The 13894-nt window shown below is 42.6% G+C and carries 12 protein-coding genes; 6 read left to right on the top strand and 6 right to left on the bottom strand.

What is annotated here, in order from left to right; all coding sequences use genetic code 11:
* Positions 1–22: 22 nt before the first annotated feature.
* The 4 genes from U0021_RS09335 to U0021_RS09320 form a co-directional block, all read right to left on the bottom strand.
* Positions 23–1237 carry a CaiB/BaiF CoA transferase family protein gene (locus U0021_RS09335; RefSeq protein ID WP_227538672.1) on the bottom strand — a complete coding sequence of 405 codons (1215 nt, stop codon included), beginning with the start codon at positions 1235–1237 and terminating at the stop codon, positions 23–25.
* Positions 1238–1332: 95 nt separating this feature from the next.
* Positions 1333–2508, bottom strand: a complete 1176-nt coding sequence (locus tag U0021_RS09330) for an acyl-CoA dehydrogenase (protein ID WP_114800024.1) — start codon at positions 2506–2508, stop codon at positions 1333–1335.
* Between the two features lie 339 nt (positions 2509–2847).
* A complete protein-coding gene (locus U0021_RS09325; RefSeq protein ID WP_205276495.1) occupies positions 2848–3729 on the bottom strand; it encodes a glycine betaine ABC transporter substrate-binding protein in 882 nt (293 codons plus the stop codon).
* Positions 3722–4369 (bottom strand): ABC transporter permease, encoded by a 648-nt coding sequence (locus U0021_RS09320; protein WP_205276494.1) that lies wholly within the window; start codon positions 4367–4369, stop codon positions 3722–3724. Before U0021_RS09320 ends, U0021_RS09325 begins: the two co-directional genes overlap by 8 nt.
* 452 nt (positions 4370–4821) lie before the next feature.
* Here U0021_RS09320 and U0021_RS09315 point away from each other — a divergent pair, with 452 nt between their 5' ends.
* Positions 4822–5616 carry a HesA/MoeB/ThiF family protein gene (locus U0021_RS09315; protein ID WP_114800023.1) on the top strand — a complete coding sequence of 265 codons (795 nt, stop codon included), beginning with the start codon at positions 4822–4824 and terminating at the stop codon, positions 5614–5616.
* 62 nt (positions 5617–5678) lie between these two features.
* Here the strand turns inward: U0021_RS09315 and U0021_RS09310 are convergent, their stop codons facing one another.
* Together U0021_RS09310 and U0021_RS09305 are read right to left on the bottom strand one after the other, a co-directional pair.
* On the bottom strand, positions 5679–7025 hold the full coding sequence (locus tag U0021_RS09310) for a NarK family nitrate/nitrite MFS transporter (protein ID WP_114800022.1): 1347 nt from the start codon (positions 7023–7025) through the stop codon (positions 5679–5681).
* A gap of 20 nt (positions 7026–7045) precedes the next feature.
* On the bottom strand, positions 7046–8257 hold the full coding sequence (locus U0021_RS09305) for an MFS transporter (protein WP_327037565.1): 1212 nt from the start codon (positions 8255–8257) through the stop codon (positions 7046–7048).
* A 368-nt stretch (positions 8258–8625) separates the two neighbouring features.
* Here U0021_RS09305 and U0021_RS09300 point away from each other — a divergent pair, with 368 nt between their 5' ends.
* The 5 genes from U0021_RS09300 to moaB all read left to right on the top strand — a co-directional run bounded on the left by U0021_RS09300 (position 8626) and on the right by moaB (position 13845).
* Positions 8626–10596, top strand: a complete 1971-nt coding sequence (locus U0021_RS09300) for a type IV pili methyl-accepting chemotaxis transducer N-terminal domain-containing protein (protein WP_114800020.1) — start codon at positions 8626–8628, stop codon at positions 10594–10596.
* Positions 10597–10604: 8 nt separating this feature from the next.
* Entirely contained in the window at positions 10605–11261 is a 657-nt protein-coding gene (gene narL, locus U0021_RS09295; RefSeq protein WP_114800019.1) for a two-component system response regulator NarL, read from the top strand.
* Positions 11262–11413: 152 nt separating this feature from the next.
* Positions 11414–12499, top strand: coding sequence for a GTP 3',8-cyclase MoaA (gene moaA, locus U0021_RS09290; protein WP_114800018.1), 1086 nt, complete (start codon positions 11414–11416; stop codon positions 12497–12499).
* A gap of 60 nt (positions 12500–12559) precedes the next feature.
* Positions 12560–13237 (top strand): MOSC domain-containing protein, encoded by a 678-nt coding sequence (locus tag U0021_RS09285; protein WP_114800017.1) that lies wholly within the window; start codon positions 12560–12562, stop codon positions 13235–13237.
* 38 nt (positions 13238–13275) lie between these two features.
* Positions 13276–13845: a molybdenum cofactor biosynthesis protein B gene (moaB, locus tag U0021_RS09280; protein ID WP_114800016.1), complete on the top strand. Its 570-nt coding sequence runs from the start codon at positions 13276–13278 to the stop codon at positions 13843–13845.
* The last annotated feature ends 49 nt before the right edge of the window (positions 13846–13894 follow it).

Here is a 13894-nt window from a genome sequence, read left to right as displayed (position 1 = left end):
TATTGATCCTTAAATCACAGGCTTAGATGACGCCATTTTGCTTAAGTGTTTCGATGCTTTGATCATCCAGATATTTGGCAAGCACTTGAGCGGTGTCCGCGCCAAGCAGTGGTGGTGCGGTGCGGTACTGCACGGGCGTATCGGATAATTTGATGGGATTACCCAGCACCTTGACAGGCGAGCCTTCAAACTGATGCACCATGCCGCGGTGGCGTGCTTGCGGTGTGCCGAGCGCTTCATCAATGGTGTTGATTGAGCCACAAGGAACGCCTGCATCATCTAGCAGATCCAGCCAATATGCCCGAGTCTGACTGACAAAAACCGCTTGCATGGCAGGAATCAGCAGCTCACGGTTTATCACACGCTTTGGGTTTGTAGCGTAGCGCTCATCGGTATGCCATACCTGCCCAAGCGCCTGACACAGCCGCTCAAACTGACCATCATTACCACAAGCAATAATAAAATGCCCATCCAAAGCCGCAAAAACTTGATAAGGCACAATGCTTGCATGAGCATTCCCCAGTCTTGGCGGCGTGGCGTTGGTTGCCAAATGGTTCATGCCGACATTAGCAAGCATGGCAAGCGCACTGTCAAACAGCGCCACATCCACCCACTGCCCCCTACCCGTCTGCTGGCGTGCATACAAAGCAGTCAAGATACCTACCGTCAGCTGAAGACCTGAAAACAGATCCACCACCGCCACCCCGACTTTTTGGGGCGCGCCATCAGCCTCGCCAGTGATGCTCATCAATCCTGATAAGCCTTGGATGATATAATCATAGCCCGCTTTATGAGCATCTACTCCCGTCTGCCCAAATCCTGTCAAAGACGCATAAATCAGGCGCGGATTGATCGCTTTTAGGCTATCATAATCCAGCCCATATTTTGCCAAATTACCCACCTTAAAATTCTCAACCAAAACATCGGCATCTTTGACCAGCTTTCGTATGACTGCCTGACCGTCTGGATGTGAGATATCCAGCGTCAGAGACTGCTTATTGCGATTGACTGTGGCAAAATAAGCACTGGTCATGTTGCCATTATCATCTTCAAAATTGGGCGGGTTCCAGTGGCGAGTCTCATCGCCCACTTCTGGACGCTCAATTTTTATCACTTGGGCGCCAAAATCCGCCAAAATCTGCGTGGCACTCGGTGCCGCCAAAACTCGTGATAAATCAATCACCTTAATCCCTTGAAGTGCCTGCGGCGACAAGCCCAAATCACTGACGTTATCCATCATCATTCCTTTTGATCATAAACTTTATAACAATAAAAAACGGGCAGAAGTACGCCCTCGCCCGTTTTGAAAGATATTTAAAGACATTAAATTAATCAGGCAAAGGCTTGGATACCTGTGATCGCACGACCCAAAATCAGTGCATGGACATCGTGCGTGCCTTCGTAGGTGTTCACCGCCTCCAAATTCATGGCGTGGCGAATCACATGGAACTCATCGCTGATGCCATTGCCGCCATGCATATCGCGCGCCACACGGGCGATGTTCAGCGCCTTACCGCAGTTATTACGCTTAATCAAAGAAATCATTTCAGGCGCTGCCTTGCCCTCGTCCATCAAACGACCCACTTGTAGGGCAGCTTGTAAGCCTAAGGTAATCTCAGTTTGCATATCAGCAAGCTTGAGCTGCATCAGCTGAGTGGCGGCTAAAGGACGACCAAACTGCTTGCGATCAAGCGTATAAGTGCGCGCCGCCTGCCAACAAAATTCTGCCGCACCCATCGCGCCCCAAGCGATGCCATAGCGAGCTTTATTTAGGCAGCCAAAGGGTCCTTTGAGCCCGCGAATGTCGGGAAACGCGTTTTCTTCTGGAACGAACACGCGATCCATGACGATCTCCCCTGTGATCGATGCCCGCAGGGAAAATTTGCCTTCGATTTTTGGGGCAGATAAGCCTTTCATCCCCTTTTCAAGGACAAATCCACGAATCTGACCTTCGTCATCTTTTGCCCACACCACGAATACATCCGCAACCGGTGAGTTGGTAATCCACATCTTAGAGCCATGTAGCTCATAGCCACCCTCGACTTTTTTGGCGCGTGTTTTCATACTGGCAGGGTCAGAGCCTGCATCAGGTTCGGTCAAGCCAAAGCAGCCAATGTACTCGCCTGTCGCAAGCTTGGGTAGGTATTTTTGTTTTTGGGCTTCGGTGCCATAGGCATAAATCGGGTACATTACCAAGCTTGACTGCACACTCATCGCCGAACGATAGCCAGAGTCCACCGACTCCACCGCTCGCGCTACCAAGCCATAGGCGACATGCGAAAGCCCCGCACAGCCATAGCCTTCAAGCGTCATGCCCAGCAATCCAAGTTCGCCCATCTGTCTCATAATATTGGTATCAAAGTTTTCATGGCGGTTGGCTTCGATGATGTTTGGCATCAGCTGTTTTTGACAAAAGCTCTTAGCAGTGTCATAAATCATACGCTCTTCTTCGGTGAGCTGAGAATCTAATAACAAGGCATCTTGCCAATCAAAAGGTGGGCGACTCATGATATCTCCTTATCAATGCAATGAATGTCATGGTTATTCAATATACTGTACAAAAGTTCTGTATATTGAAACATGTCCCTATTTAATCAAATAAAACGTGCTTTGTAAAGGGGCGGCGGCTAAATTTATTCGCCCCTTTTTATTTCGTTAGCCTTAAGCCTGTTAGCGGATATGGCCTGACTTACCATAACTTGGATAATACATGCCATCACTTAGATGGCTGCTTACGATGACTACTTACAGTTTAATCTTAGATTAAAATAGCTCATCACCCAAAAAATGATGAGCCGCCAATAAGGTCATGGCGCATTAGCAATGATGTGGTTAATGATCAACCAATTAAGATGCCAATAAAGATTTTTCACGCAAAAAATCTTCCGCCACTTTCTTTTCGTTCTGACCTTGATTTTCTACCAAGTCGTTCATGCGCGCCATATCTTGTTCTGAAATCAGCCCATCGATTTTCATCAGTGCCGATTCAAGCTTTGGGTGCTTTTGTAGCGCTTCTTGTCTGACGACTGTGCCTGCATGATAATGGGTATAAAATCCTTGGTCATCTGTCAGTACTTTTAGGTTTGGATTGGCTAAGGCGCCATCAGTGGTTGAGATGCTCACAACATCAATTTGACCATTATTCAGCGCTTGATATTTTAGGCTGATATCTAGGTCTTTGGTGCTCTTAAATTGATAACCATAAGCATCACTCAAAGCCTTGTAGCCATCATCACGCTCAAAAAAATCATACTCAGCGCCAAAAGTCAGATTTGGGCTATAAGGCGCAAGCTGACTAAAGGTGGCGATCTGATGATCATTGGCGTAGTCTGAGCGCACCGCCAAGCCAAAGGTGTTATTAAAGCCGTACATCCCCACCCAGCGAAAGTCGTATTCCTTTTGATAGCTTTTTTTGAGCTCTTCTAACAGTACAGCTTGATCAGCGATCGGTTCATTTTTTAGGACATACAACCACGCGGTGCCTGTATATTCTGGATATAAATCGAACTCGCCTTTGACCATGGCAGGATGAATATTTGCCGTACCTCCGCCGATACCTTTGGTGATTTCGACCTTTGAGCCGGTTTCTTGCTCAATGAGTATGGCGAGCATCTCAGCGATGATGAATTGTTCGGTCATGGGCTTGGTAGCGATACGAATTTTATCATCTTGGCTTTGGCAAGCGACCAATAAAACACTCATCAGCAGCAAAGCGGATTTTTTAAGCATAAGATTTTCTCCATTTGATTGATTTTTCAAAACGCGCTAGCACAAAGTCAGCCAAAAAGGCAATGAGCATGATCAAAATACTACCAACCACTGTCATGGCAGTGCTATTCGTCGTGATGCCGCGATAGATCGCCACCCCAAGCCCGCCTGCGCCAATAAAAGATGCAATACCCGCCAGCGCAATGGTCATCACAAGCATCGTACGAATGGATGATAAAATAATTGGCAACGCAAGCGGCAGCTTGATACGGCGCAAAATCTGCCAACGCGTCATCCCAAAAGCTTCAGCAGCTTCTATCAGTCCCACATCAATCTGCTTAAGCCCCGTGTGCGTGCCATTGACCATCGGTAATAGCGCATAAATCACCAGCGCAATGATCGCCGAGACATTACCAATACCACTCACCAAAATCAGCAAGCCGAACAAAGAGATGCTTGGAATGGTATAAATGATGTTGCTCGTCTGGATGACAAACGGTGCCAGCTTCCTATTTTCGGTGATCAGCACACCAAGCCCAACCCCAATCACGATCGCAAAGCCTGCCGCGACGCCACAGATCATCAAATGCTCAGCAAAAAGTCGCATAAAAAACGCAGAGCGAGTGGTCAGCAGCTGCAAGGATTCCTGAATGATAGTCACGCCATATCCTTTGATTTTTTTATAAATTTATTTAAGTGAGTATAAATACTTACCAATTCATTTTATATGACCAAGGCGCATATTACAATGTTAAGCTTTGTAAAGATTGTAATAGTGGGTAAAAATGCTAAAATCTACTGAGTAATATTTACTTAAGATATTTTAAGATATAAATCAAATTATGAAAATTATCTTTATTTTTCAGTGTTACATCTGTTCAGACCATTAATAACTTAAATCTCTCCAGATGCTTTATGAAATGGAGTGGTATTTAAAACCTTAACTATGACAATCCCAAGTATAATTAAAAAATTTTTATACTTCTAATATAACTAAATTTTTATCTAAGTTTAAAATTAGATAAGAGAAAAAGGTTATATTTACCCAAAAGTTGTATTGACCTAACATGACAATCTGGGCAAACTGTATTTTTTGATAAATTGATATACTTTATGACGAATACCGATACCAAATCCCACCCCAAAACCGAATTATGCGATGCCGAGCTGATGCGTTATAGTCGTCAAATTTTATTAGACGGATGGGATATTGAATCACAACTTAAAATTAAACAGTCGTCTGTTTCACTAATTGGGATGGGCGGTCTAGGTTGTATGGTTGCGCCGATTTTAGTGAGAGCGGGTGTGGGTGAAGTGCATTTATTTGATTTTGATACCATAGATGACAGTAATTTACAAAGACAGCTGTTGTACACTCAAGCAGATATTGGTTTACCAAAAGCACAAATAGCTAAACAAGCACTGATAGAACAAAACTCTTGGGCTACAGTCCATAGTCATAATATTGCACTCAATGATGATACTATAAAAGAAAACTTAATATCTATTGAATCAGACTTGTGGATTGATTGCAGTGATAATTTCGATATTCGTCAAACCCTTAACCGCCATTCGATCATAACCGATACCGCTCTACTTTCATTGTCCGCCATTGGCGAAACTGGGCAAGTTGCACTTTTTGAGCCAAAAAAAACAGGCTGCTATGCATGTTTATTTGGTACTCCGATGAGCGCAGCCCAAAACTGTGCAACTTCTGGTGTGTTGGCAAGCACGGTGGCGGTGATCGGTGCACTCGGTGCTGACATCGCCTTACATTTTCTCGGTAAAGATCAAAATACCTTAAAAGATACGCTGATGGTATGGCAAGGTACTCGTGCCAATTTTCAAAAAATGAAGTTTGCCAAAAACCCCTCCTGCCCTATTTGTCAAAAATCTATCGCGCTATAATAATTTAATATGAAGAAATAATAAAAAACGGCTTTTATTAATAAGCCGTTTTTTGTTTGACTTTAACAAGGATATGGGGCATTTCTGCGTGAATAATACCACCATGTCAAAGCGATACATATAATATAAAATGCAATGAGTACAAGGAAGGTACCATTTACCCCTAGACCTGAGCCGAACATTTTTGGGATAAAAAACCCACCATATGCCGCAAATCCTGCCGAAAAACCCACAACTGCCGCAGATTCTTTGCGCGCTTGTATGATAGCATCGGAGGAATGTAAACGCTCATGCATGGTTCGAAAGATCACAGGAATCATACGAAAGGTTGAACCATTACCAATCCCCGTAGTGATAAATAGCAACATAAACCCAGCAAAATAGCCTGTAAAATTACCATTTTTAAGGAAAAACATAACTGCGATGACAGCAATTGTCATAATAATGTAATTCCAGAATGTGACGCGCGCACCGCCAATTTTATCAGATAACCAACCCCCTGCAGGGCGAAATAGAGCGCCAACTAAAGGACCTAGAAAGGCAACTTTTAGAGGATCAATCTCAGGGAATGACTGCTTAATGACCATAGGAAACGCTGCACTAAAGCCGATAAAAGACCCAAAAGTTGCTAAGTAAAGAATACACATGATCCAATTATGCTGTCTTCGAAAAATGATCGACTGTTCTTTGAACGACGCTTTGGCATTACTTAAATCATTCATGCCAAACCATGCAAGTACGGTCATAATAACGATTGGAATGACCCAAACAAAAGCGGCGTTTTGCAAATATAAAACTTTGCCAGATTCAGTAACCTGACCATCTCCTGCCAATGCGCCAAATAAAGAAAACCCAATAACCACAGGCACAACAAACTGCAGTACAGATACACCCAAATTCCCCAAACCTGCGTTTAAGCCTAGAGCCATACCTTGTTTAGACTTAGGGTAAAAAAATGAGATATTAGACATACTGGATGAAAAATTGGCACCGCCGAAACCGCATAGTAGCGCGATGATTGCAAATGTGGTGAAAGAATTTTCAGGGTTTTGTATAGCCAACCCCAGCCAAATTGTAGGTATAAGCAAAGATGCGGTTGACAGTGTCGTCCAGCGGCGACCACCGAAAACAGGCACTAAAAATGCATAAAATAAACGCATGGTTGCCCCAGATAAGGCAGGTAGTGCCAAAAGCCATGACAGCTGCGCTTTGTCAAATTGAAAGCCAACTTCAGGCATACGAACTACAATCACGCTCCAGATAACCCAGACCGAAAAGGCAAGCAATAATGCAGGAATTGAGATAAAAAGATTTCGAGTAGCGACACGGCTGCCGCCATTTTGCCAAAATGTTTCATCTTCAGGGCGCCAGTCATCGATGCGACGACCACCTTTAAGTTGATTATTCATTTAGGTCTCCAAGATATTGGTTATAATTTTAAGGTTTTTGGCTGATGGTCTTGCTCCATTTTTGGCTTGACCTCTGATAAATAAATCCAAATCAAACTCACCCACACCACACCAAACATAATCATAAACGCCGATGAACGAATGCCTGTGATATCTACAGCAGCACCAAACATAATCGGTAGAATAAAGCCGCCAAGACCCCCTGCCAAGCCAACAACACCTGATACTGCACCCATATTATCCTTGTATTCATCAGACAAATATTTAAATACTGATGCCTTACCAATTGCAAAGGCAATACCTAATAAGAAAATCAGTACAGTAAAGACGGTGGCATTTAAGCCAATATAAAAGCTTTTTTCTCCATCGACTGTCTGAATGGTCAAGAATGTTTGAGGATAGGATAAGGCAAATAGCAGCAAAAACGATGACCAAAGTACCCACCAAGTGACTGTGTGTGCCGAATACTTATCTGACAGCCACCCACCCAGTGCACGCAATACCCCACCAGGCAAACTAAAACACGCTGCCAAAAATGCTGCTGTTTGTAGGCTAAAACCATATTCGCCGACATAATACTTGGTCATCCAAAGCGCCAGTGCCACATAGCCGCCAAAAACGATCGAATAGTATTGGCTATAACGCCAAACATTCTTATCCTTTAAAACAGCCAGTTGACTGGCAAGAGTAGCATTACTGGCAGTACGATGCGTTTTATTATCATAGCTAAAAAACCAAAAACCTATGGCTGTAATCAGCATAATACCTGCATAAACTTTAGGTAAAAAACGCCAGCCTTCTGCAGCACTGGCTGCTGTGGACGCCCCTACAGCGATAATGGCAGGACCGATCATCTTAGTAATCGCTGAACCTGCATTACCTGCGCCAAATACACCCATGGCAAAGCCCTGCTTGTCTGCCTCAAACCACTTGGCTACATAGGCGATACCCACCGAAAAGGATCCACCTGCCAAACCAACAAACAAGCCCAATAATAAAAATTGCCAATATTGATCAGCATACCCCATTAAAAAGATCGGCAATACGGTCGCTAACATTAAGACAAAAAATACAATGCGTCCGCCATATTTATCCGTCATGATACCCAGCGGTAAACGAACTAGCGAACCTGTCAAAACAGGCGTGGCGGCAAGTAATCCAAATTGGGTTTCATTTAAGTCAAGTGCTTGCTGAATAGGGATACCCAAAACAGCAAACATCATCCAAATCATAAAACATACCGTAAATGCAATGGTCGATGAGATGAGTACAATGGTAGATTTTGTTGTCATGATAGGCTCTTTTTACAAGATGCTAAAAACAGCTTTTATTTGGATCTCAAAATCTCTCCAAATAAATCAGCTTTAGAAAAGTACACAAGCTATAATAAATTGAAATTTTTTTGAATTAGTTGATTTAAATCAATCATAAATTAATGCTCTTGTGTCTAAAATATAGATTTCTACTACTTAAGAAGTAGTCGTTCTTCATAAGGATTAGCGTATAATTGCTTGATTTTTCAAGAACTTGTTTTTAAGCACCTGATTACAATCAATCATTTTTTACTCAAACAGCAGATCTTGGCTTTTTGGGGGTATGTATGTTAAATAACCGACTTAGTGGCTTTTTGCCAAGATCGCTTTCAGTGCGTGCTTGGCTGGCAGTTGGCGTTATTGTATTTTTTGCGACAGTCACAGCCAGCACTTCAGCAGTCTTAGCCTGGGTATCAAAATCTGATGCTCAAGCACTCAATTCTGTCGGATCAATTCGGATGGCAACTTATCGCATTAATTATTTATTAACAACCAATACCACTTTACCAATTGATGATCATTTAAAACTTGATCCAACCTTATCGATCAATCAGCAATTGATTGATGATATGCAAGCACGTTTGAATGTGCTGTATGCATATCAGAATATGCCTGGCAATAAGGACACCGAGATAGATAGCCAAACTGAAACAATTCAACACCATTGGCTAAAAATGCTAAAGCCTGCTTTAGTTAATAATGATAATGCTGCAGTATTAGTGGCGTCTGGTAAATATATTAAAGAAGTTAATGAGCTAACCAAAAAAATTCAGGTTCGCAGTGAAACTCGTCAGCACTGGCAACAAGTATTACAAATGTCTGCGCTTGGTATCATCTTATTAACCCTATTATTAGGTATGTACGAGCTTAGACGCAATGTACTAAGACCCATTCACTCTCTCATAGACAGCACGCAGCATTTTCGACGCGGTCATCATGTGCCTGCGCTGGTAACTGGCTATCAAGAGTTTCAAACGCTTAGCAAATCATTTAATGATATGGCGGATACCATTAGCGAACATCAAGCCAAACTCAATCAAGAAGTATTAAACAAAACTCGCCATCTTACCCAAGCCAACCAATTGCTTAAACTATTGTATGATTTTTCCAATCAGCTCAATCAAGAGCCTGTTACACTATCTAAGCTACATCATTTACTTGAGAATTTTTCAAAGATAAATCCAAGTTTTGGGTTTACATTATGCTTGCATGATCACCTAAAATTAAATGAATCTAGCACTTCAGGACCTCTCTTGAAAAATGACACTACGCTTGTGTCATCTAAAGACAGCATTAGTATTCACAGTCACTCTGTTGAAGAATTGCAAACAGGCAAAACCGATCTTTTGTCGAGTAAAATTTGTTCTACGGGCAATTGCGAGCAATGCACTCTCAAAGCCAGACCCACCACAAAGATTTATCCCATCAGCGCCCAAAACAGCTACTGGGGCGAGCTGATGGTTCATCAGCAGTCTGAAGAAGATGACGCCACAGTTACCAAAGAGCTTGTACAAGCATTGGCAAGTCTAGTAAGCCTAGTATTTACCATCCAAAAGCAACGTCAACAAGAGCATCAATTAATACTTTTAGAAGAGCGGAACACCATTGCCCGCGAATTACATGACTCATTGGCACAGTCATTATCATACCTAAAAATTCAGCTTTCTATGCTGGGTACACATGCCCGTCAACTTTCTGACGCAGCTCAACAAAACCAAAATGATACGCTCATGGATCATAATGAAGCCATGCTTCAAGTTTTAGGGCAAGCGCGTTCAGGGCTTGATGCTGCCTACATTCAGCTGCGCGAGTTACTAGTGACCTTTCGCTTAAAAATAGAATCGGGCAGTTTTGATAATGCCATCGAACAAGCTTGTGATGAATTTTCTGCGAAAGGCGGTTTTAATATTACACTGGATAATCGGATTTTGAGCCAAAATCTAAGCGCCAATGAGCAAATTGACTTATTACAAATTATTCGTGAAGCATTATCCAATATTCAGCGCCATGCATACGCCAAAGAGGTAACTGTCAGCCTTTATCAAAAAACACATTTAGACACTGAGCAGCGTATTTATTTGGAAATCGGTGATGACGGCGTGGGTTTACCAAAGCATATTGATGGACAACAGCATCACGGATTAAAAATTATGCAAGAGCGCACGCACAGTTTGGGTGGCGAGTTTGATATCAGTCAAAATACCCCGAAGGGCACTTTGGTGCGTATTTGGTTTTTACCTAAATTTTATGAAAACTAGGAATAACAATAGTTTTAAAGATTTTTACCGCAGCCAATCCTGCACGCCTTCTTCTTGTCGATGATCATCCGATGTTGCGTCGTGGTTTGGCAGATTTATTAAGTCTAGAAAAGGATGTTCAAGTCATTGCTGAAGCCAACCATGGCATGGAAGCTTTGGATATTCTAAATCAAGAAATAGTAGATCTTGTGATTTTAGATCACACCATGCCTGTCTTAAATGGCATTGAAACGCTCAAAAAAATACGGGAGTTAGGTATTCAAACCAAAGTTTTATTATTTACTGTATCAGACAATAGCAAAGATGTTCAAGATGCGCTTCATTTGGGCGTTGATGGCTATCTACTCAAGGATATGGAGCCAGAGCAAATCATTACTGATATACGTAAGATTTTGCGCGGTGAATTAGTCATCAGTCCAAGTCTTGCACCGATTTTAGCACAAGCGATGCGCAAACCTGTTCAAACTGACAGCAGTCACGAGCTGACAGAGCGCGAGATCCAAGTTGCCAAAATGATTGCTCAAGGGATGAGTAATAAGATGATTGGTAACAAGCTTGGTATTGCTGAATCCACAGTTAAAGTTCATGTCAAACACATTCTTGGTAAAATTGGCCTGCGTACGCGCGTTGAAATTGCCGTTTGGGCGGTTGGTCATTATCAGTGATAAGCGAAATAATCAAGCATTGTAGTGACACATACATCCAAAGTAGTAGAAGATGTCAAAAAATTTTAACCATGTGGCTATAGGTCGCTTGGGTATTTTTTGTTATAGTTGTACTACATTCATCACCGAGGCAACGCCCATAAGTTATTGTCATGAAAAACTCTTTATTATTCCAACCGGCGCAGCCAGCCCACCAAGCGACGGATTGTTTTGACACGGTATTTTATGGCAATGAGTTTACCCTAGCAACATCCAACTCAACAGAAAAATTGACTGATAACTTTCAGCGTAAACTAACCTATCTTAGACTTTCCATCACTGATTTTTGTAATTTTCGTTGTAATTATTGTCTGCCTAATGGCTATCAAGGCAAACGCCCTAATAACGAGCTGACACAACAAGAAATTACCACTTTATTGGCAGGATTTGCTGCTCTTGGCACCACCAAAGTTCGCCTAACAGGGGGCGAGCCATCCATACGCCATGATTTACCTGATTTGATCAGACTTATCAAAAATACAGAGGGCATCAAGACCGCGTGTATCAGCTCCAATGGCTATAAATTAGGTAAACATCTATCCGCTTGGCATGATGCAGGCTTGGATAAATTAAATCTAAGTATTGATAGTTTTAATCCGACAACATTTCATAAAATAACAGGCTATGATGGCTTGCCTGACCTACTGCGTGATATTGATAAACTCTTACACTCAACCAGCATCACCTTAAAGCTCAACGGCATTTTGATGGCACATACCGCTTATGATAATCTTATGGCAGCACTGGACTTTGTCAAAGATCGTCCTGTTACTTACCGTTTTATTGAATTTATGCAAACATCGGATAATAGCCAACTGTTTTTTGCCGAACATACCAGCAGTCAGCATATCAAAACCCATCTAATCGAGCACGGTTGGAGAGCTCAAATGCGCGCAACGGATGGTGGACCTGCAACTGAATACAGCCATCCTGATTATGTCGGCAAAATTGGTCTGATTGAACCTTATTCACCCAAATTTTGTGATCATTGCAATCGCCTGCGTGTTAGCAGTCAAGGTCAAGTGCATCTTTGCTTGTTTGATCGCCAAAATTACGACATTCGTCCTTATCTGACCCAAGGTGACACTCAGGGGCTCATTCAAGCTTTGCAAGCCTTAATGCCTATCAAACCCGAGCATCATCACCTGCACTCTGCCGACAGCGGCATGATGCATAATTTATCCTTGGTAGGCGGTTGATGTGTTATGATGAGTGATTTCACTGATTGCTGAAATCATCGATACACAAGGAGGCAGAAAATGGATACTCTACCTAAGTTTATTGGCACTCTGACCACCGTACGTACAGGTAAAATTGAGCCGTTTGTGCGTGGCGTGAGTGCTATTAATAAAATTCCCATTGATGGCAGCATGAAAGTTGATTTACTGGGTCTAGACGCAGACGAACAAGCTGAGCATAAATTTCACGGCGGACCACTCAAAGCAGTGCATCAAATGCCAATCACTACCTATGATGTCATCAATCAGGCGTTTGGTTTGAACGTCCCTGTTGGCTCACTCGGAGAAAATTTAACTGTCATTACCGATAAGATACCGATGAACGAACGCTCGGTATGCATTGGCGATATCTATCAATTCGGTGATGCAGATGATTGCGTACAGCTTCGGGTCGTGCAGCCTCGCCGTCCTTGTTATAAGATCAATGATCGACTAAATACTCCAAACATATCTTCTTTTGTTAGTCATCAAGGCATTGCTGGGTGGTATTATCAAGTGGTCAAAACAGGCGTCATTAAGCCTGACTTACCCGTCTACCTTATCGAACGCCCTTTTGAATACGCCACTTTGCACACTCTTTGGCAATTAGTGAATCAAAAAAGCAAAATCGATGCCGCTACTGCCAATCAGTGGCTGAACATTGATTGCCTTGAGAGCAGCTGGAAACAGAAAATTTTTAATAAAATCCTAAGACCTTAACTTTGATTTGATACTTTAATTAACCCACAGGACATCTTATGTGTAACTTATGTAATGACCCCAATCATCAACCACAAGCCAAAAAATCCGATAAACCATTTACTCCCTTAAACATCGCTGTACTAACGGTATCTGATACGCGCACACTGGACGAAGATACTTCAGGAAAATTCTTGGTAGATAGCCTAGTGGAGGCAGGTCATGTATTGGTTGACCGCAAGCTGACCAAAGATGATATTTATCAAATCCGTGCAGTGATTAGTGCATGGATCGCTGATGAACGCATTCATGCCGTTATTACCACAGGGGGTACAGGTTTTTATCATCGTGATAACATGCCAGAAGCAGTCGGCGTGCTATTTGATAAAGAAGTGCAAGGCTTTGGGGAAATGTTTAGATACTTATCTCATGGCGAAATCGGAATGTCAACCCTACAATCTAGAGCAGTGGCAGGCATGGCAAACAACACAGTAATTTTTTGCTTACCAGGATCAACAGGAGCATGTCGAACAGGCTGGGAGGGTATTATCAAACAGCAGCTGGACAACCGAACTCGTCCTTGTAACTTTGTACCACATTTAATGCGTCAAAATCCATCGCATGGCTGATAGTGGCAGATTTGGATTCTCGGTTTAATGGTAACTATAATATGACGCT

The sequence above is a fragment of the Moraxella canis genome (assembly GCF_034424565.1).
Classification (GTDB): Bacteria; Pseudomonadota; Gammaproteobacteria; order Pseudomonadales; family Moraxellaceae; genus Moraxella; species Moraxella canis.
The sequence above is the reverse complement of the archived record's forward strand: the minus strand, read 5'-3'. Positions and strand labels throughout refer to the sequence as shown.

Bases quoted from the DNA above. Each gene is read 5' to 3' on its own strand.
- moaA (WP_114800018.1), top strand. From the start codon at position 11,414: ATGAAAAACTCTTTATTATTCCAACCGGCGCAGCCAGCCCACCAAGCG.
- U0021_RS09315 (WP_114800023.1), top strand. From the start codon at position 4,822: ATGACGAATACCGATACCAAATCCCACCCCAAAACCGAATTATGCGAT.
- U0021_RS09335 (WP_227538672.1), bottom strand. From the start codon at position 1,237: ATGGATAACGTCAGTGATTTGGGCTTGTCGCCGCAGGCACTTCAAGGG.
- U0021_RS09305 (WP_327037565.1), bottom strand. From the start codon at position 8,257: ATGATTTGGATGATGTTTGCTGTTTTGGGTATCCCTATTCAGCAAGCA.
- moaB (WP_114800016.1), top strand. From the start codon at position 13,276: ATGTGTAACTTATGTAATGACCCCAATCATCAACCACAAGCCAAAAAA.
- U0021_RS09300 (WP_114800020.1), top strand. From the start codon at position 8,626: ATGTTAAATAACCGACTTAGTGGCTTTTTGCCAAGATCGCTTTCAGTG.
- U0021_RS09325 (WP_205276495.1), bottom strand. From the start codon at position 3,729: ATGCTTAAAAAATCCGCTTTGCTGCTGATGAGTGTTTTATTGGTCGCT.
- U0021_RS09310 (WP_114800022.1), bottom strand. From the start codon at position 7,025: ATGAATAATCAACTTAAAGGTGGTCGTCGCATCGATGACTGGCGCCCT.
- U0021_RS09330 (WP_114800024.1), bottom strand. From the start codon at position 2,508: ATGAGTCGCCCACCTTTTGATTGGCAAGATGCCTTGTTATTAGATTCT.
- U0021_RS09285 (WP_114800017.1), top strand. From the start codon at position 12,560: ATGGATACTCTACCTAAGTTTATTGGCACTCTGACCACCGTACGTACA.